This window comes from Serratia sp. ME47 (assembly GCF_903970925.1).
GTDB lineage: Bacteria > Pseudomonadota > Gammaproteobacteria > Enterobacterales > Enterobacteriaceae > Serratia > Serratia ureilytica.
Genome location: NZ_CAJCKE010000026.1, coordinates 15,756 through 41,153 on the forward strand (window position 1 = coordinate 15,756; position 25,398 = coordinate 41,153).

General features: G+C 60.9%; 25 protein-coding genes. 9 read left to right on the top strand and 16 right to left on the bottom strand.

Features of this window, described 5'->3' with window-relative positions:
• Nucleotides 1–35: 35 nt before the first annotated feature.
• Together htpX and H7A77_RS20675 are read left to right on the top strand one after the other, a co-directional pair.
• The gene (gene htpX, locus H7A77_RS20670) at nucleotides 36–914 is read left to right on the top strand and encodes a protease HtpX (RefSeq protein ID WP_033652481.1); all 879 of its coding nucleotides are present in this window, start codon (nucleotides 36–38) and stop codon (nucleotides 912–914) included.
• A gap of 339 nt (nucleotides 915–1,253) precedes the next feature.
• Nucleotides 1,254–1,961, top strand: a complete 708-nt coding sequence (locus H7A77_RS20675; protein ID WP_182074590.1) for a hypothetical protein — start codon at nucleotides 1,254–1,256, stop codon at nucleotides 1,959–1,961.
• Nucleotides 1,962–2,065: 104 nt separating this feature from the next.
• Here H7A77_RS20675 and H7A77_RS20680 read toward each other — a convergent pair whose 3' ends face one another.
• The gene (locus H7A77_RS20680; protein ID WP_182074591.1) at nucleotides 2,066–3,460 is read right to left on the bottom strand and encodes an MFS transporter; all 1,395 of its coding nucleotides are present in this window, start codon (nucleotides 3,458–3,460) and stop codon (nucleotides 2,066–2,068) included.
• Between the two features lie 230 nt (nucleotides 3,461–3,690).
• Here H7A77_RS20680 and kdgR point away from each other — a divergent pair, with 230 nt between their 5' ends.
• Entirely contained in the window at nucleotides 3,691–4,482 is a 792-nt protein-coding gene (gene kdgR, locus H7A77_RS20685) for a DNA-binding transcriptional regulator KdgR (RefSeq protein WP_033642855.1), read from the top strand.
• Between the two features lie 45 nt (nucleotides 4,483–4,527).
• On the opposite strand, the gene H7A77_RS20690 is transcribed toward kdgR, so the two are convergent.
• From H7A77_RS20690 to phnR, 5 genes are all read right to left on the bottom strand, one after another.
• The gene (locus tag H7A77_RS20690) at nucleotides 4,528–5,331 is read right to left on the bottom strand and encodes an ABC transporter permease (RefSeq protein WP_042784335.1); all 804 of its coding nucleotides are present in this window, start codon (nucleotides 5,329–5,331) and stop codon (nucleotides 4,528–4,530) included.
• Between the two features lie 2 nt (nucleotides 5,332–5,333).
• Nucleotides 5,334–6,197: a 2-aminoethylphosphonate ABC transporter permease subunit gene (gene phnU / locus H7A77_RS20695; RefSeq protein WP_182074592.1), complete on the bottom strand. Its 864-nt coding sequence runs from the start codon at nucleotides 6,195–6,197 to the stop codon at nucleotides 5,334–5,336.
• A 1-nt stretch (nucleotide 6,198) separates the two neighbouring features.
• A complete protein-coding gene (gene phnT / locus H7A77_RS20700) occupies nucleotides 6,199–7,323 on the bottom strand; it encodes a 2-aminoethylphosphonate ABC transport system ATP-binding subunit PhnT (protein WP_049866717.1) in 1,125 nt (374 codons plus the stop codon).
• Between the two features lie 8 nt (nucleotides 7,324–7,331).
• Nucleotides 7,332–8,342, bottom strand: a complete 1,011-nt coding sequence (locus H7A77_RS20705; protein WP_182074593.1) for a 2-aminoethylphosphonate ABC transporter substrate-binding protein — start codon at nucleotides 8,340–8,342, stop codon at nucleotides 7,332–7,334.
• Nucleotides 8,343–8,519: 177 nt separating this feature from the next.
• Nucleotides 8,520–9,239, bottom strand: coding sequence for a phosphonate utilization transcriptional regulator PhnR (gene phnR / locus H7A77_RS20710; RefSeq protein WP_069100110.1), 720 nt, complete (start codon nucleotides 9,237–9,239; stop codon nucleotides 8,520–8,522).
• A 152-nt stretch (nucleotides 9,240–9,391) separates the two neighbouring features.
• On the opposite strand from phnR, the gene phnW reads away from it, so the two are divergent.
• Both phnW and phnX read left to right on the top strand, forming a co-directional pair.
• Nucleotides 9,392–10,495, top strand: a complete 1,104-nt coding sequence (gene phnW, locus H7A77_RS20715) for a 2-aminoethylphosphonate--pyruvate transaminase (protein ID WP_033652472.1) — start codon at nucleotides 9,392–9,394, stop codon at nucleotides 10,493–10,495.
• A 9-nt stretch (nucleotides 10,496–10,504) separates the two neighbouring features.
• On the top strand, nucleotides 10,505–11,314 hold the full coding sequence (phnX, locus tag H7A77_RS20720) for a phosphonoacetaldehyde hydrolase (RefSeq protein ID WP_182074594.1): 810 nt from the start codon (nucleotides 10,505–10,507) through the stop codon (nucleotides 11,312–11,314).
• Nucleotides 11,315–11,377: 63 nt separating this feature from the next.
• On the opposite strand, the gene H7A77_RS20725 is transcribed toward phnX, so the two are convergent.
• The 4 genes from H7A77_RS20725 to H7A77_RS20740 all read right to left on the bottom strand — a co-directional run bounded on the left by H7A77_RS20725 (nucleotide 11,378) and on the right by H7A77_RS20740 (nucleotide 15,936).
• Entirely contained in the window at nucleotides 11,378–12,769 is a 1,392-nt protein-coding gene (locus tag H7A77_RS20725; protein ID WP_033652470.1) for an L-cystine transporter, read from the bottom strand.
• A 186-nt stretch (nucleotides 12,770–12,955) separates the two neighbouring features.
• Nucleotides 12,956–13,504 carry a metal-dependent hydrolase gene (locus H7A77_RS20730; protein WP_033642861.1) on the bottom strand — a complete coding sequence of 183 codons (549 nt, stop codon included), beginning with the start codon at nucleotides 13,502–13,504 and terminating at the stop codon, nucleotides 12,956–12,958.
• Between the two features lie 421 nt (nucleotides 13,505–13,925).
• A complete protein-coding gene (hxpB, locus tag H7A77_RS20735; RefSeq protein ID WP_094142158.1) occupies nucleotides 13,926–14,591 on the bottom strand; it encodes a hexitol phosphatase HxpB in 666 nt (221 codons plus the stop codon).
• Nucleotides 14,592–14,655: 64 nt separating this feature from the next.
• A complete protein-coding gene (locus H7A77_RS20740; RefSeq protein ID WP_046686946.1) occupies nucleotides 14,656–15,936 on the bottom strand; it encodes an HdeD family acid-resistance protein in 1,281 nt (426 codons plus the stop codon).
• Between the two features lie 185 nt (nucleotides 15,937–16,121).
• On the opposite strand from H7A77_RS20740, the gene H7A77_RS20745 reads away from it, so the two are divergent.
• Nucleotides 16,122–16,682 (top strand): YniB family protein, encoded by a 561-nt coding sequence (locus H7A77_RS20745; RefSeq protein WP_025302601.1) that lies wholly within the window; start codon nucleotides 16,122–16,124, stop codon nucleotides 16,680–16,682.
• Between the two features lie 35 nt (nucleotides 16,683–16,717).
• Here the strand turns inward: H7A77_RS20745 and H7A77_RS20750 are convergent, their stop codons facing one another.
• The 6 genes from H7A77_RS20750 to ghoS form a co-directional block, all read right to left on the bottom strand.
• A complete protein-coding gene (locus H7A77_RS20750; RefSeq protein WP_033642864.1) occupies nucleotides 16,718–17,587 on the bottom strand; it encodes a fructosamine kinase family protein in 870 nt (289 codons plus the stop codon).
• Nucleotides 17,588–17,827: 240 nt separating this feature from the next.
• Nucleotides 17,828–18,682: a metal ABC transporter permease gene (locus tag H7A77_RS20755; RefSeq protein WP_147838880.1), complete on the bottom strand. Its 855-nt coding sequence runs from the start codon at nucleotides 18,680–18,682 to the stop codon at nucleotides 17,828–17,830.
• Nucleotides 18,682–19,542, bottom strand: a complete 861-nt coding sequence (gene yfeC / locus H7A77_RS20760) for an iron/manganese ABC transporter permease subunit YfeC (RefSeq protein WP_016927980.1) — start codon at nucleotides 19,540–19,542, stop codon at nucleotides 18,682–18,684. The genes H7A77_RS20755 and yfeC overlap by 1 nt, the downstream gene beginning before the upstream one ends.
• The gene (locus H7A77_RS20765) at nucleotides 19,542–20,432 is read right to left on the bottom strand and encodes a manganese/iron ABC transporter ATP-binding protein (RefSeq protein ID WP_033642866.1); all 891 of its coding nucleotides are present in this window, start codon (nucleotides 20,430–20,432) and stop codon (nucleotides 19,542–19,544) included. Before H7A77_RS20765 ends, yfeC begins: the two co-directional genes overlap by 1 nt.
• The gene (locus tag H7A77_RS20770; RefSeq protein ID WP_108680601.1) at nucleotides 20,429–21,373 is read right to left on the bottom strand and encodes a metal ABC transporter substrate-binding protein; all 945 of its coding nucleotides are present in this window, start codon (nucleotides 21,371–21,373) and stop codon (nucleotides 20,429–20,431) included. Before H7A77_RS20770 ends, H7A77_RS20765 begins: the two co-directional genes overlap by 4 nt.
• Before the next feature lie 131 nt (nucleotides 21,374–21,504).
• A complete protein-coding gene (gene ghoS / locus H7A77_RS20775) occupies nucleotides 21,505–21,804 on the bottom strand; it encodes a type V toxin-antitoxin system endoribonuclease antitoxin GhoS (RefSeq protein WP_033642868.1) in 300 nt (99 codons plus the stop codon).
• A 109-nt stretch (nucleotides 21,805–21,913) separates the two neighbouring features.
• Between ghoS and H7A77_RS20780 the strand changes: the two genes are divergently transcribed.
• The 3 genes from H7A77_RS20780 to H7A77_RS20790 all read left to right on the top strand — a co-directional run bounded on the left by H7A77_RS20780 (nucleotide 21,914) and on the right by H7A77_RS20790 (nucleotide 25,393).
• A complete protein-coding gene (locus H7A77_RS20780; RefSeq protein WP_004931439.1) occupies nucleotides 21,914–22,579 on the top strand; it encodes a transglycosylase SLT domain-containing protein in 666 nt (221 codons plus the stop codon).
• 304 nt (nucleotides 22,580–22,883) lie between these two features.
• The gene (locus H7A77_RS20785) at nucleotides 22,884–23,609 is read left to right on the top strand and encodes a gluconate 2-dehydrogenase subunit 3 family protein (protein WP_042784344.1); all 726 of its coding nucleotides are present in this window, start codon (nucleotides 22,884–22,886) and stop codon (nucleotides 23,607–23,609) included.
• Nucleotides 23,610–23,611: 2 nt separating this feature from the next.
• Nucleotides 23,612–25,393: a GMC family oxidoreductase gene (locus H7A77_RS20790; protein ID WP_004931432.1), complete on the top strand. Its 1,782-nt coding sequence runs from the start codon at nucleotides 23,612–23,614 to the stop codon at nucleotides 25,391–25,393.
• Nucleotides 25,394–25,398 lie beyond the last annotated feature (5 nt).

Consider the following 25,398-nt stretch of genomic DNA (forward strand, 5'->3'; position numbering starts at 1 on the left):
TGTTTTGTTAACATTTATGAGGAAGTAAACATTTTATGATGCGTATAGCTCTGTTCCTGCTCACCAACCTGGCGGTGATGTTGGTTTTCGGGCTGGTGCTCAGCCTGACAGGAATCCAATCCAGTAGCGTTCAGGGCCTGATGATCATGGCCGGTCTGTTCGGCTTCGGCGGCGCTTTCGTGTCGTTGCTGATGTCCAAATGGATGGCGCTGCGCTCCGTGGGCGGGGAAGTGATTGAACAGCCGCGTAACGAAACCGAAAACTGGCTGCTGGAAACGGTGCGCCGTCAATCGCAGCAGGCGGGCATCGCCATGCCGCAGGTCGCTATCTACCACGCGCCGGACATCAACGCCTTCGCCACCGGCGCACGGCGCGACGCTTCGCTGGTCGCCGTCAGCACCGGCCTGCTGCAGAGCATGAGCCGCGACGAAGCGGAAGCGGTTATCGCGCACGAAATCAGCCACGTCGCCAACGGCGATATGGTGACCATGACCCTGATCCAGGGGATCGTGAACACCTTCGTCATCTTCATTTCGCGCCTGATCGCACAGGTTGCCGCCGGCTTCCTGGGTAACCGCGACGGTGAAGGGGAAGGCAACGGCAACCCGATGATTTACTTCGCCGTGTCGATGGTGCTGGAACTGGTGTTCGGCATCCTGGCGAGCATCATCACCATGTGGTTCTCGCGTCACCGCGAATTCTATGCCGACGCCGGTTCCGCCAAACTGGTGGGCCGCGAGAAGATGATCGCCGCCTTGCAGCGTCTGAAAACCAGCTATGAACCGCAGGAAGCGGGCAGCATGATGGCGTTCTGCATCAACGGCAAATCCAAGTCGTTCAGCGAGCTGTTCATGTCGCACCCGCCGCTCGACAAGCGCATCGAAGCGCTGCGCACCGGTCAGTACCTGAAGTAATCGGCTGAATGAAATGAAAAACCCCGGCTTGCCGGGGTTTTTTTTATGGCATGCCTGAACCGCTTTTTCAGCGGTGGCGACGGATTCAGCAATGAAATTCGGCAATGAATGGGGTGAGCGCTTCACCGAAGTTTGCGGGCGTTAATGCCGTGCAGCAGCGCCCGAAGTCCCTGAAGCCTACCTGCAAACCGCGTCTTTCGGCCTCTCAGCCTGGGCAGGCGCGGTGCCAGATCACCCGGTGAGAGGGCAAGCCGCATCGGGCCCGGTCACGACCGCCTGTTTGGCTTTGGAAGCACATGTTATATGCTCTGGCACAATGACATTTGTCCCTGAGGCCCTATGAAAATCAACCACCTTCCCTTACTCAACGGTGATGAGGTGTCGGCGCGCCTGGCCGCATTGGCTGGCGGTGTCGCCGATGCGGTTGCGGAATTGTTGAACCGGCATGATGACGATGATGAATCGCCGGCTATTCGCTGGCATTCAGGCGATCTGCGCCTGCCGGCGTTTTTCCCTGACGAGCACGACGGCCACGATTACGATTACCTGATCGTGGACGGCGATGTGATCGTGGAGGGATGCCTGGCGGTGTCACCGCAGCGAGAGGACGGCGGCATTGTCGTGCTGGGGCGGCTGCAGGCGGATACGCTGATTTGCTGGGGCGGGCTGGTCGTGCGTGACGATGTCCGCATACGCCATGCCTATTGCAGCTCAGGAAACGACGGCGCGCTCGTGGTGGGGGGAGACCTGACCGCGCTCACCCTGGTAGAAACGGGGGAGTTTATCCATGTCCATGGCGACCTCGACGCGCGATGTCTCGCTTCGTTGCAGAACTTCGTTCAGGTTGACGGAGAGACGCGCTGCGACTGCCGCATCGACAGCGCGCAGTCCGAAGATCTGATAAAGCGCATGTTCGCCCCCGGCCTGCTCAAGGCCTTCGAGGGGATGGATAACGACGGTCAACGGCTTGTTGGCTGGTATCCGGATGACGACGCCTATTTAGCCTGTTTACGACAAGGCCGCAGCCCGTTGAGGTGCGGCGACTGACGCCTGGCCTGCCATGCTCCCGGCACCGCACCCGACGCGGCCCGGCCGCCAGTGTTGGCCCCGTCGGTTTTACAATCGATGGGGGCTCGGCTCTTTTATGTGCGCTATTTCACCTCGCGGCTGGGCTGCGCCGTTTGCGTCGTCGGTTGAGTGATGCGCAGGCTGCTGACGGCCGCCGCCAGGGTGGCGAACACCCCAGCCAGGATCAGTGAAGCGTGGGTGCCGGAGGTCGGGAACAGGTTGAACATCAGCGCCACCAGCGCGGCTCCCGAGGTTTGTCCCAGCAGACGGGCAGTGCCCAGCATGCCGCTGGCGCCGCCGCTGCGGTTGCGCGGCGCGGCGGAGATGATGGTGTGGTTGTTGGGCGACTGGAACAGGCCGAAACCGGCGCCGCACAGCACCATGCGCCAGATGATGTCCATATTCGACGGCGCCGCAGGCAGCAGCGCCAGCGAGAACAGCCCGAGCGCGAACACCGCCAGCCCGACGCAGCCCAGCAGGCCGGCATGCACGCGTTCCACCAACCGGCCGGCGATCGGGGCCATCACCACGATCGCCAGCGGCCACGGCGTCAGCAGCAGCCCGGTCGCCACTTCGTCGCGGCCCAATGCGCTTTGCAAGAAGAAGGGCAGCGACACCATCGCCAGCATTTGCGCGGCAAACGAGCAGATTGAGGTGCCCATCGACAGGGCGAAGATCGGAATGCGCAGCAGATCGACCGGCAGCAACGGAAATTCCTGGCGCAGCTGGCGGCGTACGAACACCGCGCCAATCGCCAGCAGCGCGGCGATCTCGCTGAAGATCAGCGTCAGGCTCTGGCCCTGGGCGAAGCCGCTGATGGCGGTGATCAGCAGGCCGAAGGTCAGCGCGTTCAGCACGGCGCTGGTGGGATCGAAACGGCGGTTATCGCTTTTTTGGCCGTTGGCCGGCAGGAATTTCATCCCCAGCAGCAGCGCGACGATGCCGATCGGCAGGTTGATGGCGAACAGCCATTGCCAGGACGCGACCGACAGGATAGCGGCCGCCACCGTCGGCCCGGCCGCCGAGGAGCAGGCGACGATCAGCGAGTTGATGCCCATGCCGCGGCCGAGAAAACGCTGCGGGTAGATGATGCGGATCAGCGCGGTGTTGACGCTCATGATGGTGGCGGCGCCAAAGCCCTGCAGCACGCGGGCGATGGTCAGGGTGAGCAGCGAGTCGGACAGGGCGCAGAACAGTGAGGTGATGCTGAACACCAGCAATCCAGCCTGATAGATGCGGCGATAGCCGACCAGATCGCCGAGCGACGCCAGCGACAGCAAAGAGACGGTGATCGCCAGTTGATAGGCGTTGACCACCCAGATGGAACTGGCCGGACTGGCGTTGAGATCGCGCGCGATGGTGGGCAGCGCCACGTTGGCTATCGCGCCGTCGAGCACGGATACGGTAATGCCGAGGGCGATGGCGAGGATCGCCCCATAGCGTTGCGGGACGGGGAGGCCGTCGGAACAAGGACGCATGCAGGTCTCAGCGGTATTTATTCAGGAGAGTATTATCATGCTAATCATATTCGCCTGCGATTGCATGCCCCTTGTCCGCTTAATTGTAAACGGCGGTGAGCGGCAGGCGGTTATTCATTTGGCTTCAATCGCTTAGCCTTCAGCTGCGTTGCGCGTCGCGATCTGTTCCGATTATACTGAAACCCTTGTTTAAATTTCCTGAAACAAAACCGTTAAGTAGGGTATTCGCCATGGCTAACGCAGATTCAGACAAGCAACCGGATGCCGTCTCATCCGTGATGAAAGTGTTCGGCATTTTGCAGGCGCTCGGCGATGAGCGCGAGATAGGCATTACCGAACTGTCCCAGCGGGTGATGATGTCTAAAAGCACCGTCTACCGGTTTCTGCAGACCATGAAAGCGCTGGGTTACGTTTCACAGGAGGGCGAGACGGAAAAGTATGCGCTGACGCTCAAGCTGTTCGAACTGGGCGCCAAATCGTTGCAGAACGTCGATCTGATCCGCAGCGCCGACGTGCAGATGCGCGAGCTGTCGAATCATACCCGTGAAACCATCCACCTCGGCGCCCTGGACGAGGATGGCATCGTCTACATCCACAAGATCGACGCGATGTACAACCTGCGCATGTATTCGCGCATCGGCCGCCGCAACCCGCTGCACAGCACCGCCATCGGCAAGGTGCTGCTGGCCTGGCGCGAGCGGGATGAGGTGGCGCAGATCCTGTCGCAGATTGAATTTACCCGCAGCACCGAGCATACCCTGACCAGCGCCGCCGAACTGTTGCCGGTGCTGGATCGGGTGCGTGCGCAGGGATACGGCGAAGATGCCGAAGAGCAAGAAGCGGGGATCCGCTGCATCGCGGTACCGGTCTTTGACAGGTTCGGGGTGGCGATCGCCGGGCTGAGCATCTCTTTCCCGACGCTGCGCTTTTCCGAAGCGGCGCGGGAGGAGTATGTGGCGTTGCTGCACGTCGCCGCCCGACGCATTTCCGAACAGCAGGGCTATCACGACTACCCGTTCTGACCTGCGTTTCGATGAGCAAGGCGCCGCCATGACGGCGCCTTGCTGTTATTTTGCGCCGGGCGTCAGCCGCTGAGAAATCCGCTCCAGCACCAACATCAGCAACAGCGTGGCCGCCACCAGGATCATGGTCAGCGTTGCGCCATTGGCGATGCTGCCGCGATCGGTCAGGCTGAAGATCGTGACCGGCAGCGTCGCCCAGCTCGGCGGGTAGATCATCATGGTCGCGCCCAGCTCCCCCATCGACAGCGACAGGCTGAGCGCGAAGGCGGAGATCATGTAGGGGGCGATCATCGGCAGGGTGACGTGGCGCAGGCGAAACAGCGGCGAAGCGCCCAGGCTGGCGGCGACGTTCTCGTAGTCGTCAGGCAGCCGGGTCAGCCCGGCCATGACGTTGCCGAAGGTAAAGGCGGAAATCAGCACGAAGTGGGCGGCGGGCACGATCAGGAAGGTGCCGTTCATCTGCAGCGGCCCCTGGCTGAACGCCACCAGCATCCCCAAACCGATAGAGACCGAAGGCACCGCGCTGGGAATGAAAAACAGCGTGCCCAGCAGCCGTCGGCCGCGTTCAGGCACGTGGCGCAGCGCCAACGCCGCCCAGGTGCCGCACAACAACGCGAACAGGCTGGCGCTGAAACCGATAGCCAGACTGGCGATCAGCGCGTCCCAGGAGGCGCCGCTGAACGCCTGGCGGAAGTGGCTGAGGGTGAAGCCGCTCGGCAGCACGCCGCTCCACTGTTCACTGAGGCTGGACATCAGGATCACCGCCAGCGGCAGGCAGAAGAACAGGGCGAACAGCGTGACCGCCAGTGTGCAGGTCAAGGTGCGTCCGGTGCGGGACCATATCAACATCGTCAGTTCCTCAGCCCGGCGCGCGCCGCGGCGTAGCGGTAAAGGGAGAACAGCCCGAGCGACAGCGCGATATTCACGACGGCGATCGTGCAGGCGACGGCGTAATCCGACTCCAGAATCGCTTTGGTGTAGACCATCATCGGCAGCGTGGTGACGCCCTTGGCGCCGATAAACAGCACGATGCCGAACTCATTGGTGGTCAACAGCAGGCACAGGCTGCCGCCGGCCAGCAAGGCCGGCAGCGCGGCCGGTAAAATCACCTGGCGCACCACCCGTCCCGGCCGGGCGCCGAGGATGCTGGCGGCCTCGAGCTGGCTGCGGTCGATCTGCGACAGCGCCGCCATCAGCGGGCGCATCACCAGCGGGGTAAACACGGTGATTTCCGCCAGGATCACCCCCCAGATGGAGTAAAGAAAATCCACCGGCGGCAGGGTGAAACCAAAAGTCGCCATCAGCGTGCCGTTCAGCAGGCCGGCGGAACCGTAGATGAACGTGAAGGCCAGCGTGATGAGGAAGGTCGGCATGGCGATAAAGGTATCGATCACCCGGGCGATCAGACGGCTGCCGGGGAACGGCGTGAACACCAGCAGCAGCGACAGCAGGGTGCCGAGCACCAGGCAGCCCAGCGTCGCCAGCAGCGCGATCTGCAGCGTGTTGAGAAGGGCGCCGACAAAGCGGCGTGATTCGAACGCCTGCTGCAGCGCAGCGGCGCTGAACAGCCCTTGGTCGTCGGTAAACGCCTGTTTGACGATCAACGCCAGCGGGTAGAAAAACAGCGTCGCCAGCGCCAGCAGCGGCAACAGGATCCACAGGCGGCGCGGCAAACGCAGCCGCTGGGCCGGGCGAATAAGCGTAGAGTCGGTCATGTCAGTCCTCGATCAGTACCGCATCGTCGGGGGCGAAATAGAGCGGCACCCGTTCGCCGATCTGCGGCATCCGGCTGCGATGGGTGGTGACCACGCGCAGCGGGTGGCCTTGCGCGTCGAACTGCAGGTGCGTCAGTTCACCCTGCCAATGAATATCGCGCAGCGTGCCGATAAGGCAGTTGCTGCGCTGAGCGTCGGCATCGAGCGCAATATGCTGCGGCCGGATGCACAGCAGCTTGTCGAAGCCGCGTTGTGCGCCGTAGGTGAAACAGCCGATCACTTTGCCGGCGCAGCTGACGGTGGTCATGCCTTGCCCGGTGGTGGTCTCCAGCGCGGTGGCCGGCAGCAGGTTGGCGCGGCCGAGAAACTCGGCGGCGAAGCGGTTCGTCGGATGGTGGTACAACGCGCGGGTTTCGCCGTGGGCGATCAGGTGGCCGTCGCGCATGATGCCGATCTTGTCCGCCAGCGTCAGCGCTTCGCCCTGATCGTGGGTGACGTACAGGATGGTCAGATGCGGCAGCTCGCGGTGCAGGCGGGCGATCTCTTCCACCATGCTGTGGCGGATTTGCGCGTCCAGCGCCGACAGCGGTTCATCCAGCAACAGCACTTTGGGGCGCACCGCAATGGCGCGGGCGATCGCCACCCGCTGTTGCTGGCCGCCGGAAAGCTGGCTGGGATAGCGCCTGGCGTAGGCGGACATGCCGACGATGGCCAACGCTTCTTCGACGCGCTCGGCGGTCAGGCCGCGCGGCTTGCCCTGGGCGCGCAGGCCGAACGCCACATTGTCTTCGACGCGCATATGCGGAAACAGCGCATAGTTCTGCACCACCATGCCCAGGCCGCGTTCATAGGGCGGCACGTCGGTGACATCGATATCGCCGATGGCGATGCGTCCGGCGGACGGCTGCACGAAACCGGCAATCGCTCGCAGTACGGTGGTTTTGCCCGAGCCGGAGGGGCCGATCAGCGCCAGCACTTCGCCGGGCGCGATGGTGAGCGTCAGGGGTTTCAGCACTTCGGTGCCGCGGTACGACACGCTGACGCGGTCGAGCTGAATGCCCGACGGCCCGGCGATGTCCCGGCTGTTATCCCGCGCCTCAGCGCGGGAAGCGAGAAGAGAAGGCATGGTCAGCGTCATTCTGTCACCTTGTGCCAGCGGGAAATGTCGGCGGACAGGCTGCTCACCACCTGATTCCAGTCCGGCGCCCAGATATCCACGCCCTGCAGCGCAGCCTGCGACTGCCTGAAGTTATCGTCGGTCGGGGTCACGTCTTTACGCACCGGCATGCCGTAGGAAATGGCGCTGACGCTGCTCTGCGCCACTTTGCTCAGCAGGAAATCGATCAGCTTTTTGCCGTTGGCGCTTTGCGGCGCGCCTTGCACCAGGCCGATGTAGTAAGGCAGCACCAGCGTGCTGCGCTTGCCGTCCGGCCCGGCCGGCCAGAACACCTTCACGTTCGGGTTGCTGCGCATCTGCGCCAGGTTCATCTGCAGATCGCCGTTGGCCACCAGCAGCTCCCCTTTATTGACCAGCGCGGTCAGCTTGCCGGTGGAGGCGGAAGGGCCGACGTTGTTGCTTTGCAGCTTGCCGAGGTAGTCGAAACCGGCGTCTTTGCCGCCGAAGCTGTGGAACGCCTGCAGCATCACCGCAGTGCCGTCGCCCGCCTGGCCCGGCGTGGAGTACTGCAGCTTATTGCGGAACTGCGCGTCCAGCAGCTGTTGGTAGCTGGCGGGCGCCTGCGGCAGCAGTTTGGCGTTATAGATGAAGCTCAGGTAGTTGTTCACCAGCGGCACGAACTGTGGCTGCGCATCGGCGATTTGCGCGGCCGCCTGCGGGGTAAAGTCCTGCAGCAGTTTTTCCGCCGCCGCGCGTTGAATGAACGGCGGCAGCGTCACGAGCACGTCGGCCTGCGGGTTGCTGCGCTCTTTCGACAGGCGTTCCACGATGGCGCCGGAGCCGCCTTCGACGTACTGCACCTTGACGCCGGTCGCCTGGGTGAAGGCGTCGAACTGCGTTTGATACCAGCTGTGATCGCCGTCGTGCAAACCATCGGCGGAGTAGACGGTCACCACCGCCTCGGCGGCCCAGAGCGGCGCGGCGCCGAGTGCGATGGCGGTCATCACGACCAGTCGAGAAAGTTTCATAGCTTCAGCCTCACTGTTACGGGTTAATGCGAAACTGGTATACACCAGATATGCGGCCACGCTAATCGGCGAATATGACAAACAAATGAAATCAGCAAAATATCATTGCCGGGAACGGGGAGGACGACGCGGGAGAGAAAGGCGGGCCTGCGTGCGCAGGCCCCGTTGGGCAGGGGGTTAAAGCGTATCGACTTCGATGCGCAGGCTGTCGTGGCGCCAGTATTCGATATCGAAATCGAGAATGCGGCCGTGCTGATCGTAATTCAAGCGGCGCAGCAGCAACGCGGGCAGGCCGACCATGGCACCCAGCGCGTTGGCGGCGCGATAAGGCAGGGCGGTCGGGTAGAACGACAGGTGCATGTTGCTGTAAATCAAATCGTAATGCTGCTGATAAACCTCGGTCAGGCTGCCGTTGAGATCGTGGCTGAGCAGTTCCGGCACCCGTTGCGGCAGGCAGTGGTTCTCGCAATAGCAGATGGCGCGGCCGTCGGCATAGCGCACCCGGCGCAGCAGATACACCTGATCGAACGGTTCGAGCGCCAGCGGTTGCATCACGTCGAGCGGCACCGTGGTTTTTTCGCCGGACAGCAGCGCTGTGCGTGGCGTGCGCCCTTGCTCCTGACAGAGACGGTGGAAGTTGGTGTTTTGCGTCGGATCCAGCCACAGCCGCTCCGGCGTGACGAACCAGCCGCGACGATCGGCGCGGTAGATGGCGCCGGTGGCTTCCAACTGCGCCAGGCTCTCGCGGATGGTGACGCGGGTGGTGGAGAAGATGGCGCACAGCTCGCGCTCCGAAGGCAGCTTGTCGCCTGCCTGCAGCGCGCCGCGGGTGATGCGCGCCTGAAGCTGATCCTTGATCTGCAGATAGTGGGGCATATCGCCCGGATGTTCTTTCATTTCATCTCGCTATGGCATCGGCCTGGCATTCCGGCCCGCTTATTATACATAGCCAGATGAATTTTTTGTTTCACCGCGCTTTGCAGTTTGACCTGGGAAGGAATTTGCCGCCACAATCAGCGTAATCTGGTATAGACCAATAGGTGAATAACATGTCCGACCGTAACTACCTGCTGTTGACCCCCGGCCCGTTGACCACGTCGAAAACGGTGAAAGAGGCGATGCTGTATGACAGCTGCACCTGGGATGAAGATTACAACCTCGGCGTGGTGCAGCGCATTCGCCAACGGTTGGTGGCGCTGGCGACGCCGTCCGCCGGCTATACCTCGGTGCTGCTGCAGGGCAGCGGCAGCTTTGCGGTAGAGGGCGTGCTGGGCACGGTCATCGGCCCGCACGACAAGCTGCTGATCGTCAACAACGGTGCCTACGGGGCGCGGATGATCGAAATGGCGCGGCTGATGGATATCGACCACCACGCGTTCGACTGCGGCGAGGTGAACGAACCGGACGTGGCGGCGATGGAGGCGGTGCTGAAAAGCGATGCGCGCATCAGCCATATCGCCATGGTGCACTGTGAAACCACCACCGGCATGCTCAACCCGCTGCAGAAGGTCGCCGGTCTGGCGGCGCGCAACGGCAAGACCTTTATCGTCGATGCGATGAGCAGCTTCGGCGGCATCCCGCTGGATGTGGACGCGCTGGGCATCGATTTTCTGATCAGCTCCGCCAACAAATGCATTCAGGGCGTGCCGGGCTTTGCTTTCGTCATCGCCCGCCGCAGCGAACTGGAGAAATGCGCCGGCCGTTCGCGCTCGCTGTCACTGGATTTGTATGCCCAGTGGCGCTGTATGGAAGACCAGGCCGGCAAATGGCGCTTTACGTCGCCCACTCACACCGTGCTGGCCTTCGCGCAGGCGCTGAAAGAGCTGGAACAAGAGGGCGGCATTGCCGCGCGTCACGACCGCTATCACGCCAATCAGCGTCGGCTGGTGGCGGGCATGCGTGAACTGGGCTTTGAGACCCTGCTGGACGATGCGCTGCATTCGCCGATCATCACGGCGTTCTATTCGCCGAAGGCCGACACTTACCGCTTCGCCGAGTTTTATCAGCGCCTGAAGCAGCAGGGCTTCGTGATTTATCCCGGCAAAGTGTCGCAGAGCGACTGCTTCCGCATCGGCAACATCGGCGAAATTTATCCGCAGGATATCGAACGTTTGCTGGCGGCCGTCGGGCAGGCGATGTACTGGAATCAATAAGGATTGACCATGAAACAGATCAACGCAGTGATCCTCGACTGGGCCGGCACCACGGTGGATTTCGGCTCCTTTGCGCCGACGCAGATTTTCGTCGAGGCGTTCAAACGCACTTTCGATATCGACATCAGCCTGGCGGAAGCGCGCATTCCGATGGGGCTCGGCAAATGGCAGCACATCGAGGCGCTGGGCAAACTGCCGGCGGTCGACGCGCGCTGGCGACAGAAGCTGGGCCGCTCGATGAGTCACCAGGATATCGACGCGCTGTATCAGGCGTTTATGCCGCTGCAAATCGCCAAAGTGGTCGACTTCGCCGATCCCATCGAGGGCGTGCCGCAGGTGATTGCCGGGCTGCGCGAACAGGGCATTAAAATCGGCTCCTGCTCCGGTTATCCGCGCGCGGTGATGGCGGTGCTGGCGCCTGCCGCAGCGCAGCGCGGCTACGCGCCGGATTACTGGGTCGCCACCGACGATCTCGCGGCCGGCGGGCGACCGGGGCCGTGGATGGCGTTGCAAAACGTGATTGCGCTGGGCATCGATGCGGTGGCGCATTGCGTGAAGGTGGATGACGCCGTGCCTGGCATTGCCGAAGGGCTGAACGCCGAGATGTGGAGCGTCGGGCTGGCGCTGTCCGGCAACGAGTTTGGCGCGACCTGGCAGGAGTATCGCCAAATGCCGCAAGGGGAGATCGAGCGCCGTCGCACGGCCGCCGCCGATAAGCTGTACGCGGCGGGCGCGCACTATGTGATAGACACGCTGGCGCAATTGCCGGGTGTGATCGCCGATATCAACCGGCGGCTGGCGAACGGCGAGCGGCCGTAACGACCGAACGCAGGGCATAAAAAAACCGGGGATCATCCCCGGTTTTTTCGTTCGCGGAAGGCGTTAACGGTGAGCCAATTCGACTTCGTCTTCGCTGTCCATCACGGCTTTATCGGTTTGCTTCATCAGTTGGCTGGTGATGGTGCCCGCCGCCATGGAACCGTTGACGTTCAGCGCGGTACGGCCCATGTCGATCAGCGGTTCGACCGAGATCAGCAGCGCGACCAGCGTCACCGGCAGGCCCATCGCCGGCAGCACGATCAGCGCGGCGAAGGTGGCGCCGCCGCCCACGCCCGCCACACCGGCGGAGCTGAGGGTGACGATGCCGACCAGGGTGGCGATCCACACCGGATCCAGCGGGTTGATGCCGACGGTCGGCGCAACCATCACCGCCAGCATCGCCGGGTAGAGGCCCGCACAGCCGTTCTGGCCGATGGTGGCGCCGAACGACGCCGAGAAGCTGGCGATGGATTCCGGCACGCCCAGGCGGCGAGTCTGCGCTTCCACGTTCAATGGAATGCTGGCGGCGCTGGAGCGGCTGGTGAAGGCGAAGGTGATTACCGGCCACACCTTGCGGAAGAACTTCAGCGGGTTCACGCCGGTGAAGGCCAGCAGGATGGCGTGTACCACGAACATGATGGCCAGACCGATGTAGGAGGCCACCACGAAGCTGCCGAGCTTGACGATGTCGTGAATGTTGGAGCCGGCGACCACTTTGGTCATCAGCGCCAGCACGCCGTACGGCGTCAGCTTCATGACCAGACGCACCAGCTTCATCACCCAGGCCTGCAGGGTATCGATAGCCACCAGCACGCGCTCGCCTTTCGGCTTGTCGTCTTTCAGCAGCTGCAGCGCCGCCACGCCGAGGAAGGTGGCGAAAATCACCACGCTGATGATCGAGGTCGGGCTGGCGCCGGTCAGATCGGCGAACGGGTTTTTCGGGATGAACGACAGCACCATCTGCGGCACGGTCAGATCGGCCAGTTTGCCTACGTAGTTGGTCTGGATGGCCGTCAGGCGCGCGCTTTCCTGCGCCCCCTGCACCAGGCCTTCGGCGGTCAGGCCGAACAGGTTGGTGACCAGCACGCCCACCAGCGCCGAGATCAGCGTGGTGAACAGCAATGTGCCGATAGTCAGAACGCTGATTTTGCCCAGCGAAGAGGCGTTATGCAATTTGGCGACCGCGCTCAGGATAGAGGCGAAGACCAGCGGCATGACGATCATTTGCAGCAGTTGCACATAGCCGTTGCCGACGATGTTGAACCAACTGATGGATTCTTTCAGTACCGGGTTGTCGGCGCCGTACACCAGCTGCAGCCCCAGACCGAACACCACGCCGACCACCAGGCCGACCAGCACTTTTTTCGCCAGGCTCCATTGCTTGTGGCGGGTTTGCGCCAGCAGCAAAAGGAGCGCGACAAACACCAGCACGTTAATCACGAGCGGAAGATTCATCCCCAATATCTCCAATAATCTTTCTTATATAAAAACGACTACGCACCATTAGGTGTGTCGCGATGTAAATATCGTAACAGTTTGCCGAGGGGCCTACTTATATCCAAATGGAATTTAATATAGCTTTTTGTGTGATTTTGTTCGTTTTATATACGTATGGGTGATGGGTTGAGCGATTTTTTGTGATCAGAGTCTAATATTTCTGATTTGCTCTACGTAGGATTGCACCGGGAGGGTGAAATCACCTTGCCAGCAGATGGCAAACGCCACCAGGCAGAGGCACAGCACGCGCTCCAACTGATTGCCTTTTTGCGAGTTGAGCAGCGGCAGGCGAAAACGCCAGCGGCACGGCCACAGCAGCGGTACGCCGGCGGGCGTGAGCATGTCGGCCAGCAGATGGCTGAAGTAACCGATGATCATGGCGTGCAGCGCGTCGGCCGGGATCGGCCAACTGCGCGGCACATCAAGCTGAAACAGCGCCATGCCGCCGGCGATCGCCAGCAGGCTGTGGGTGAAACCGCGGTGGCCGAAGGCGCGGGCGATGGGAATGGCGATCCAGCGCAGACGCTGGCCCAGCACCGACTTGGGGTGATCGATGTCCGGCAGCAATGAGGTCAGCAGCGCGGCGGGTATGATGTGCCACCAGTCGCCGGTAGCCAGCTCTGGCGTCACTTCCGCCTTCTTGGCGAAGATCGCGCAAGCGACAGAGAATATAAGGTGTCCTTCCGCGGTCATGCTGTTGCGATTCCGACTGGTAAACTGTTAATTTATCCAGTATATGGAAAAATTCCCAGTAGTGGAAGCAGTTACCCTGTAACCAATTGTTTATTTTTCCCTGTTTTACAACGGCTTGTTACGGCAATGGGTAACAAAGCATCGATTTTGACGCGCGAGAACAAAAAGCGGGCGATGGGGGGCGTATGGCGGTGAGAAAAAAGACGGTTGCTCGGCGTGTGGCGGGAGGAAGCGGCGGCCTTGAACCGCGCTGCGTGGCAGTGACAACGCGCCGCGGGCCGTCGCTTTCCCTGCCATGCAGCATAATGAGAACGTCATGCCAATTCAATAAAATGAAACGGTGTTTCGTTTATTTTGCGGTGCGGATCCCTTTTATGACGCAGAGCGGCAAACCCAGGGCGCCGATGGCCGGCGCCGCAGGTCAGGCAAAGTGGGCGGGGGTGAGCTGTTCCAGGGTGTCCAGCTTGTGGTCCGCCAGCGCCCAGCGCGGATCGTGACGGTATTCGGCTGCCGGGATCACGATGGAACGCATGCGTGCGGCCTTGGTGGCGATCATGCCGTTAAACGAGTCTTCCAGCGTGATGCAGCGCAGCGGATCGCTGCCCAGGCGTTCGGCGGCGATCAGGTAGACCTCCGGGTGCGGCTTGCTGTACGGCAGGTATTCGGCGGAAACCAGCTGATCGAAGTAATCCTCAAGCTCGAACATCTTCAGCACCTGCCGTTGCATGTGCAGCGGCGAGGCGGAGGCGAGACCGATGTTCAGCCCCTGGCTGCGGCACAGCTCCAGCGCCTGCTGAACGCCCGGCAGCAGCGGGCGCGTCTCGTGCACCAGCTCGATGGCGCGCTCGATAATCCGCGCCGACACCTCATCAAGCGAAACCCCTTGCCACGGCATCGCCTGATACCACATCTTCACCACCAGATCGATGCGCAGCCCCAGCGTGTCCGGCAGCTTGTGACGGTCGGACAGATCCAAACCCAGCGCGCCGAAGATATCCAACTCAGCCTGCAGCCACAGCGGTTCCGAGTCGATCAACAAGCCGTCCATATCAAAAATTGCGGTTTCAATGCGTTGCGAATAAGCCATTAACGATTAACTCCTGCCGGCGCGGGTGAATGTGCCCGACACTTTATCATCGCCGGTGACGAGACTAAAACCTTTGCCTGCGCGTTTGGCTTTTGCCAAAACGCAGGATATTCCACACCTCGCGCAATTTTAGCCACCAGCGCTGGTGTTGACGCTCGGTGACCTGTTGCAACATGCGTGCGTAGTCCAGCACCAAACCCGGCGTCCAGGTCATGCTTTCGCCGCGGCTGCGCAGTACCGCCAGCATCCACAGGTTGGGATCGAGCACCAGCAACAGAAAGCGGCGCCACAGATGTTTATCACCCAGCACGCCTTCCAACGCGCTGTCGAGCGCGCCGATGACCGTGGTGGAGCAGTTGCGCCGGGTCAGATTGTAGGTGGCGTCCTGCCGATAACGCAGCCAGAATGCGCGCAGTGCCGCCGGGTTATAGCGGTAGAATTGAATTTTCTTGTCCGGGGGGCACCAGGCGGCGATCTCGCCCGCCAGGTCGGGCAGGAAACGCCCGTCGACGTTGTTCTGTTCGCCGGCATGCAACAACTGGCGGAAATCCTGAACGGAATGGCTGATGTCGTTGAGCGGGTAGTGACTGATATACACATCCGGCGCGAGCGCCAGGGCGGCGTGACCGGTGGAGATATTGCCGCCGCCGTCAACCGCCGCGATGTATCGGTCGACGATGTAACGCCGGCGCGGATCTTTAGCCGCACCAATCGGTGTCCAGACATACACCGTGAGCGGTGCAGTCTCATCCTCCGGGTGCGGTGGCTGCCGCGCGGGGTGCTGATTCAGAGAGAAGCTTGTCAGTCTCCGGGCGATACGCAATAAGGCCCAGCCGGAAAGCACCATCATCACGCCGAGGCAAAAGGGCACCGTCATCCGATGCGGCGCCGGCCAGCCGACAAAAATCATCAACGAAAGCAGGATCTCGCCGCTGCCCGCCAGCGCCACGCCTTTCCATCGACTGTGTTGAATCACCGTGGAGGAGGCGATGCGCACGGCGCCGTCAAGCAGCAGCGCGCTGCCAAACACCACGGTGGCGACGATGTTATCGTCTGCGGGCACGTCCAGCATTAAAAAGGCCATAAAGACAAAACCCAATCCTTTCAGCAGCACCGGCCTGCTGGCCGAAGAGCCGATCACCAGCGCGGCGGATACCGCCACCAACCCCTCCAGCGCCAGGATGACCGCCAGGGCATCCAGCGCCAGCACCGACCGGCCATCCTGCAGGATGTCGAACAGCATCAGCGCCCCTGCGGCTATCCACAGCCAACCGAACAGCACCAGCAGACGGCGCTGACCGTGCAGCGCCTGCGCGCCCAGCAATAAGATAATCAGTCGAATCATGGCGGCCTCTGCCCGAATGGATAACGTTATCTCTTCAATGATAGTGTGCCGGCGCGGTTAAGTTTTTGATTTCGACTAATTCGGCTAAGCTTGTAGCACAGCGGGAGTGAAGAAAACGGTGGGCGAGTTTCGCCAACAGCAGGTAGACTTAGCCGATTCGGTTACGTCGCTAACAAGGGGAACACATGACGTATCAACAGGCCGGGCGTCTCGCCATTTTGAAACGCATTCTCGGATGGGTGGTTTTTATCCCGGCGTTGCTGTCGACGCTGATTTCCGTGCTGGGTTTTATCTATCAGCACAGTGAAAAAACCAAGGGCATCAACGCGGTGATGCTGGATTTCGTCCACGTGATGGTGGACATGGTGCGTTTCAACACGCCGTTCCTGAACCTTTTCTGGTACAACTCACCGGTGCCCGACGTGGATAAAAGCCTGTTCAGCGGCGCCAATCTGATGTTCATCATCATCTATATTCTGATCTTCGTCGGGCTGGCGCTGCAGGCTTCCGGCGCGCGCATGTCGCGTCAGGTCAAGTTCATCCGCGAAGGGTTGGAAGACCAGATGATCCTGGAGCAGGCCAAGGGCAGCGAAGGGCACACGCGCCAACAGCTTGAGGAGCGCATTACGCTGCCGCACCACACCATCTTCCTGCAGTACTTCCCGCTGTACATCCTGCCGATCGTGATTGCGGTGATCGCCTGGTTCGTGATCCGCCTGTTGGGGCAGTTGGCCGGCGCGGCCTGAACCATGAACGGGGCGCCGCTCGGCGCCCCGGAACGTTATGACGCTTCGGGCTGCAACAGCGCCTCCACCGCGCGTTGGGCAGCCACCAAATGCTGGCCGCCGAACAGATTGCTGCGGTTGAGCAGGTAGTACAGCTGATACAGCGGCTGGCGTTCGATAAATCCGGCCCCCAGCGGCCACACGCTCTGATAGCCGTCGTAGATCTGCGGCGGCAGCTCCGGATACAGCGGCAGCATCGCCAAATCGCACTCTCTGTCGCCCCAGTAGCTGGCCGGATCGAACAGTATCGGCCCGTTGGCGGTCATCGCGCAGTTGCCCGGCCACAGGTTGCCGTGCAGCAGAGAAGGCTGCGGCTGGTGGTGCTGCAAGCGCAGATACACCCGATCGACGATGTCGTCGATGTCGCCGAAGGTCATGCCTTTTTCCGCCGCCAGCTGCAGCTGCCAGCCGATGCGCTGCTCGGCGAAGAATTCCGACCAGCGGCGTTGCCAGGCGTTGGGTTGCGGGGTGGTGGTCAGATCGCTGTCGAAGTCGAGACCGAACTGCGGTTGCTCGCTCCACTGGTGCAGATGCGCCAGTTGTTGCCCCAGGCAGTAGGCGCCATGGGCGTCGAGGGGTTTCAACTGCTGATACTCCAGCAGCAGGAAGCTGTAGTCGCGATCGCTGCCGACGCCGTACACTTCCGGCACCCGCACGCTTTTGCTGCGCGCCAGCAGCGCCAGCTGATCGGCCTCGGCGGTGAATATCGGCAGTTGTTCACGGGCGTCGCATTTCACGAACACCTCGTTGTCACCGTAACTCACGCGCCACGCCGGGTGAATGTCGCCCCCGGGCAGTTCAATCCTTTCGCGTATCTCTGCGCTGCCAAGATGTTCACTTAACAGACGGCTAACGGCTTGCCACATGGTATTTCCCCCTCTGTGCTGCCTGATAATTCATTAGGTTAGCGTCTTTCCCGTGGTGAAAACACGACGCGGCGCACAGCCGGCGTCAAAATAGGCGATTTTTTCAGCATCCCGCCAGCTCACAGTATATACCCTATTGATTAATTTAAGCGCAATACCGGTTGCAACTTGATGACAACGGATAAGGGGGCAGAGGAAACAGGATGCGGCGGAGAGCGCCGCCGCATCAGAGGAGGGCGTTTAACTGTCGCTCAGGGCGGTTTGGTTACGCTGTAACGGACGCAGTTTACCGTACAGTAAGGCGATAACGAACAGCACGGCCTGCACAATGACGATGCAGGGCCCGGTTGCGCCGTCGATGTGGAAACTGATCAGCGTGCCGAGCACGCAAGAGAACACCGACACCACCGTCGCCACCATCAGCATGCGATCGAAGCGGCGGCACAGCATAAAGGCGATGATGCCGGGGGCGATCAGCATGGCGATCACCAGGATCACCCCCACAGCCTGCAGCGAGGCGACGATGGTCATCGCCAGCAGACACAGCAGCCCGTAGTGCAGCAGCTTGACCGGCAGGCCAATCACCCGCGCATGGTGCGGATCGAAACAGTAGAGCATGAAGTCTTTGCGTTTAAGCAACACCACCGCCAGGGTGAAGCCGGCGATCAGCAGGGTTTGCTTCAGCTCGCCGTCGGTGATGCCCAGCATGTTGCCGAACAGAATGTGGCTCAGGTGCTGGTCGGTGTCGATGCGCGAGAACAGCACCAGGCCGAAGGCGAACATGCCGGAGAAAACGATGCCCATCACCGTGTCTTCTTTCACCCGGCTGTTCTCTTTCAGGTAGCCGGTGGCCACCGCGCAGAAGATGCCGGAGAGGAAGGCGCCGATCGCCAGCGGAATGCCGATGACGAACGCCACTACGATGCCGGGCAAGACGGCGTGCGAGATGGCGTCGCCCATCAGCGACCAGCCCTTGAGCACCAGATAGCAGGAGAGCACGGCGCATACCACGCCGGTGACGATGGCGGCGACGATCGCCCGCTGCATGAACGGGTAGGCGAAGGGTTCGCTGAGCAGTTGGTAGAGCGTGTCCATCAGCGGCCTCCGGTTGGTGACTGTGCTACGCGACGTTTTGCCGCCAGCAGGCCGTGTTTCGGCGCGAAGCAGAACGCCGCCAGGAACACCAGCGTTTGCAGGGTGACGATCACCCCGCCGGTGGCGCCGTCGAGGAAGAAACTCAGATAGGCGCCGATGCCGCTGGTCAATGCGCCGATGATGATGGCGATGATCACCAGCCGGCTGAAGCGGTCGGTCAGCAGATAGGCGGTGGCGCCCGGCGTGATCACCATGGCGATCACCAAAATGGCGCCGACGGTTTGCAGTGCGGCGACGGTGCAGGCGCTGAGCAGGGTGAAGAACAGGATCTTCAGCTTCAGCGGCGACAGGCCGATCGACACCGCGTGGCTTTCGTCAAAGAACACCGCCAGCAGATCTTTCCACACCAGGCACAGGATCAGCAGCGAAACGCCGATGATGATCTCCACCTGCAGCACGTCTTCGTCGGCGATGCCGAGGATATTGCCGAAGATGATCGACTGTACGTTGACCGAGGTGGGGTTGAGCGACACGATCAGCAGGCCGACGGCGAAGAAGGTGGAGAAGATAAAGCCGATGATGGCGTCTTCGCGCAGCCGGGTGATGTGGCGCACCAGCGTCATCGCCAGCGCCGCCAGCATGCCGGTGAAGAAGGCGCCGGCGGCGTAGGGCAGGCCGAGGGCATAGGCGCCGGCCACGCCGGGCACCACCGAGTGCGACAGCGCATCGCCCATCAGCGACCACCCTTTCAGCATCAGGTAGGCGGACAGAAACGCGCAGGCGGCGCCGACGATGGCGCTGACCCAGATGGCCTTCACCATGTAGTTATAACTGAAAGGTTGCAGCAGAAGGTCCAGCATCAGGATTGTTTCTCCCTGGCCTGACTGTTGGCAGGCGGATCGCTCTTGGTGTGGCCATAGAACACCGCCGGGCGTTCATCGTCGGTCAACACCGTGACGGTGCGCGGATCGTTGTCGTCGTGCAGATCCGGGCCGGAGAGGTTGATATGGCGCAGCACGCCGCCGAACGCCAGCTCCAGATTGCTCTGGGTGAAGGTGGTTTCGGTCGGGCCGGCGGCCAACACCGTGCGGTTGATGAGGATCACCCGATCGCAGAACTCCGGCACGCTGCCGAGGTTATGGGTGGAAACCAGGATTAAATGCCCCTCGTCGCGCAGCGAGCGCAGCAGATCGATAATGGCATTCTCGGTTTTCACATCCACGCCGGTGAAAGGCTCATCCAGCAGCAGCACCGTGCCCTGCTGCGCCAGGGCGCGCGCCAGAAACACGCGCTTCTTCTGACCGCCGGAGAGTTCGCCGATCTGCCGGCCGCGCAGCTCGCTGAGGCCGACGCGCTCCAGCGCCTTGTCGACCCGCAAGCGATCCTCGCGCGACGGAATGCGCAGGAAATTCATCTTGCCGTAGCGGCCCATCATCACCACGTCTTCCACCAGCACCGGGAAGTTCCAGTCGACGTCTTCGGTTTGCGGCACGTAGGCGATCAGGTTCTTTTTCAGCGCGTCCGCCACCGGTTTGTCGCTCAGCGACACCCGGCCGCTGGTGGGCTTGACCAGCCCCATAATGCTTTTGAACAGCGTCGATTTACCGCTGCCGTTAACGCCCACCAGCGCGCAGATAGAACCGCCGCTCAGGGTAAAACTGGCGTTATGAATGGCGGTGTGCCCGTTGTTGTAGGTCACGGTGACGTCGTCCACGCTCAATTCAGGGCGGACAAACAGCTCATGGGTCATTGATCGAATCCTTTGGCGATGGTTTGCACGGTGGTGTTAAGCAGATCGATATAGGTCGGCACCGGGCCATCGCGGGTGGACAGCGAGTCCACGTACAACACGCCGCCGTATTTGGCGCCGGTCTCTTTCGCCACCTGCTTGGCCGGCTTGTCGGAAATGGTGCTCTCGCTGAACACCACCGGAATATGGTGGGCGCGCACCGCGTCGATCACCCGGCGGACCTGTTGCGGCGAGCCTTGCTCATCGGCGTTGATCGGCCACAGATAGACTTCTTTCAGCTGATAGTCCTGCGCCAGGTAGCTGAAGGCGCCTTCACTGGTCACCAGCCAACGCTGCGCGGCCGGAATGCGCGCCAGGCGTTCGCGCAGCGGAGCGTCCAGCGCGCCGATTTTCTCTGCGTAGGCCTTGGCGTTGCGGTTGTAGGTTTCCGCATTGGCCGGATCGTGCGCCACCAGCGCTTTGCGGATGTTTTCGATATATACCAGCGCGTTGCTCGGTGACATCCAGGCATGCGGGTTCGGGTTGCCGTTATAGGGCCCTTCACGGATCGGCAGCGGGGTGATGCCTTCTGTCACGACTGCCGCCGGCACCTGCTTGATGTTCTCGAAGAAGCGCTGGAACCAGCGTTCCAGGTTCATGCCGTTCCACAGGATCAGGTCGGCGTGCTGCGCTTTGACGATATCGCGCGGGGTGGGCTGGTAATCGTGGATCTCGGCGCCCGGTTTGGTGATGGATTCCACGACGGCGGCGTCACCCGCCACGTTCTGGGCGATATCCTGAATGATGGTGAAAGTGGTCACCACGCGCAGCTTTTTTTCCGCCAGCGCGGGTTGGCTGACCAGAGCGGCGCCGAGCAGCAAACAGGCGAGCGTGAAGGGGCGTAACAGTGCGGCAGCGCGGGGAGGGCGACTGCGACGAAAAGCGCAAGTTATCAATGGCATGATGACGTCTCCTGGTTCAAATGAAAATGATTATCAATATCAATTGAAGCGAAGTCAAGCGTCACTTGCCCACCGCCGGCGGGGCTATTTCTCCAACTGAAAAATAATACCGTCCGGGGAGTTATAGCATTTTATGTATCAGTATGTAACCGCTGAAGGTAGTCCTTACAGGTGCAGATCGCCACCTCCGGCTGTTTTCCCAACGCCAACTGCCCGAACCCCTGCGCAAGTCGCTGCACATCCTCTTGATCCAGAACGGTTATGAACGCAAAACTGTTGCTGCCGAGCTCATGATGAACGCCATTTTCGTCTGTCACCGACGTGACAAAACCTTCACGGGTCAATTGCCCGGTCAGCTTGGCCAGGTCGGTCAGTCCCGCTTCCTGATAGCGAAAAGTCACCACAAAGCAGCTTGTTGCAGATTGACTCATAAATCACCTCTTGGTATATGGATAGCTTGAGATTAGTCCAAAAAATTACTGCAGGTGTCCTTACAAGTTGTATATGCTACGCAACTCATTGAAAGGAGTGAGGGATTCTGTGAAAACAAAAATAGGTTGCCTTACGGCAATTTTGCTTTTGTCGGGGTGCGCCAAAGACCCGCAAACGGCGAGCAATATTTCAGGCAGTGGCACAACGCGCGGCGGTTGGTTAAAACCCCCTCCGCAGGCACCGGTAAACCGCACAGGCACCCCGGTTGCTTATAACGATTACATTCGTCAGGCCGCCAGCAACTACGGCGTCGACGAAACGCTGATTAAAGCGATTATTCAGGTGGAGTCCGGGTTTAACCCGAACGTGGTCAGCACCTCGAACGCAGTGGGATTGATGCAGCTGAAGGCTTCTACCGCCGGCCGCGACGCCTATCGCATGAAAGGACGAAGCGGGCAACCCAGCTCGCGTGAGCTGAAGGATCCGGCGGTCAATATTGATCTGGGAACGGCCTATATCAATATTCTTCAAAGCCAGCAGCTAGCCGGGATCAACAACCCACAGACTTTGCGTTACGCCACCATCGTTTCGTATGTGAACGGGGCGGGCGCCATGTTGCGCACTTTCTCCTCGGACAAGCGCGTGGCGGTTAATCGCATCAATCAGATGAGTCCGGATGAGTTTTATCAGCACATCCAGAAAAAGCACCCGGCACCGCAGGCGCCGCGCTATTTATGGAAAGTGACCACCGCTTATCAGGCGATGTCGCAGTAATCCCATCCTTTGAATCGGCCGCCGAACGCGGCCGATTTTGTTTTCGGCGTCAGTTTTTAGCGCGACCCGCCTCTCATTTTTCGTTATTTCCTCATCGCTTATCAGAAAAACCGCACAAAAAGTTAAATTTACGTTAGCAGATAAATCTTTACGTTCATTCAATAAGTTACCGGTAACATTTTTGCTTTTGCTCGCATTCTGACCTTCAATAAATAGACAAATAAGTAACAAATTATTTTAAAAACCCGTATCGATCGCAAGGTTGCGGTTAAATAGTTGTGACTATCTTTGGATGGAATGTGACATGTCGAATCATAAAACCAACAATTCGCGGCGCGATTTCTTGTTGAAATCGATGACCTTAATTCCTGCGGCGGTAATTGGTGGCAGCGGCGTTGGCGCGCTGACGGCCCCAGCACCAGCGGTCGCTGCCTCGAACACTTCAACGCAGAACGATTACCAACCGACCTTTTTCACCCCGGAAGAGTGGGCCTTCATCAAGACCGCCGTCGCGCGCCTGATCCCGGCCGACGAACGCGGCCCTGGCGCGCTGGAAGCCGGCGTGCCGGAGTTTATCGATCGCCAGATGAACACGCCGTACGCCACCGGTTCCATCTGGTACATGCAGGGGCCGTTCAACCCCGATGTGCCGAAGGAAATGGGCTACCAGCTGCCGCTGGTGCCCAAGCAAATCTACAACCTCGGCATCGCAGACGCCGACGCCTACAGCAAGAAAACCGCCGGCAAGCCTTTCGCCGAACTGGATGGCGCGCAGCAAGACGCCCTGCTGCAAAAGTTCGAGTCCGGCGAGGCGGAGTTCCAGCAACTGCCGTCGAAACTGTTCTTCTCCTATCTGCTGCAAAACACCCGTGAAGGTTTCTTCAGCGATCCGATCCATGGCGGCAACAAAGACATGGTTGGCTGGAAGCTGATTAATTTTCCGGGCGCGCGCGCCGATTTTATGGACTGGGTTGAGCGAGGGGAGCGTTATCCCTTCCCGCCGGTCTCGATTCGTGGGGAGAGGGGCTAACCATGGCAACGGTAATGAAAAAAGTAGACGCGGTGATCGTCGGCTTCGGCTGGGTGGGCGCGATCATGGCCAAAGAGCTGACCGAGGCCGGCCTCAACGTGGTGGCGCTGGAGCGCGGCCCGATGCGCGACACCTACCCGGACGGGTCTTATCCGCAGGTGATCGACGAGCTGACCTATAACATTCGACGCAAGCTGTTCCAGGATCTGTCGAAAAGCACCGTCACCATTCGCCACAACAGCAGCCAGACCGCGGTGCCTTACCGCCAGCTGGCGGCGTTCCTGCCGGGCACCGGCGTCGGCGGCGCCGGTCTGCACTGGTCGGGCGTACATTTCCGCGTCGATCCGATCGAACTGCGCATGCGCAGCCATTATGAAGAACGCTACGGCAAAAACTTCATTCCGAAGGACATGACCATCCAGGACTTCGGCGTGACCTACGACGAGCTGGAACCGTTCTTCGACAAAGCGGAGAAAGTGTTCGGCACTTCCGGCACCGCCTGGACCATCAAAGGGCAGAAAGTGGCGCAGAAGGGCGGTAACCGCTTTGCGCCGGATCGCTCCGACGACTTCCCGCTGCCGGCGCAGAAAAACACCTACTCCGCCCAGCTGTTCGAGAAAGCGGCGCTGGAGGTGGGTTACCACCCTTACAACCTGCCGTCCGCCAACACCTCGGACTCTTACACCAACCCGTACGGCGCGCAGATGGGCCCATGCAACTTCTGCGGTTTCTGCAGCGGCTACGCCTGCTACATGTATTCCAAAGCCTCGCCGAACGTCAACATCTTGCCGGCGCTGCGCATGGAGAAACGCTTCGAACTGCGCACCAACGCCAACGTGCTGAAGGTCAACCTGACCGATGACAAGTCCCGCGCCACCGGCGTGAACTACGTCGATGCGCAGGGCCGTGAGATTGAACAGCCGGCCGACCTGGTGATCCTGGGCGCGTTCCAGTTCCACAACGTGCACCTGATGCTGCTGTCCGGCATCGGCAAGCCTTACGATCCGGTGACCGGCGAAGGCGTGGTCGGGCGCAACTTCGCCTACCAGAACATGACCACCATCAAGGCGTTCTTTGATAAAGACGTCTTCACCAACCCGTTCATCGGCGCCGGCGGCAACGGCGTGGGCGTGGATGACTTCAACGCCGACAACTTCGATCACGCCAAAGAAGGCTTCGTCGGCGGTTCGCCGTTCTGGGTCAACCAGGCGGGCACCAAGCCGATCTCCGGCCTGCCGACCCCACCGGGCACCCCGGCCTGGGGCAGCAAGTGGAAAGCGGCGGTGGCGGATGCCTACACCCACCACGTCTCGATGGACGCCCACGGCGCGCACCAGTCGTACCGCAACAACTATCTGGATCTCGATCCCAACTACAAGAACGTGTTCGGCCAGCCGCTGCTGCGCATGACGTTCGACTGGCAGGAAAACGACATCAAGATGGCGCAGTTCATGTACGACAAGATGGCGCCGATCGCCAAGGCGATGAACCCGAAACTGATCGCCGGCAGCCCGAAAAACGCCAACAGCCACTTCGATACCACCAGCTACCAGACCACCCACATGAACGGCGGTGCGGTGATGGGGGAAGATCCGAAGACCAGCGCGGTCAACCGCTATCTGCAGAGCTGGGATGTGCACAACGTGTTCTCGATCGGCGCATCTGCCTTCCCGCAAGGGCTGGGCTACAACCCGACCGGCACCGTGGCGGCGCTGGCTTATTGGTCTGCCCGCGCCATACGCGAGCAGTATCTGAAAAACCCAGGCCCATTGGTGCAGGCATAAGGACG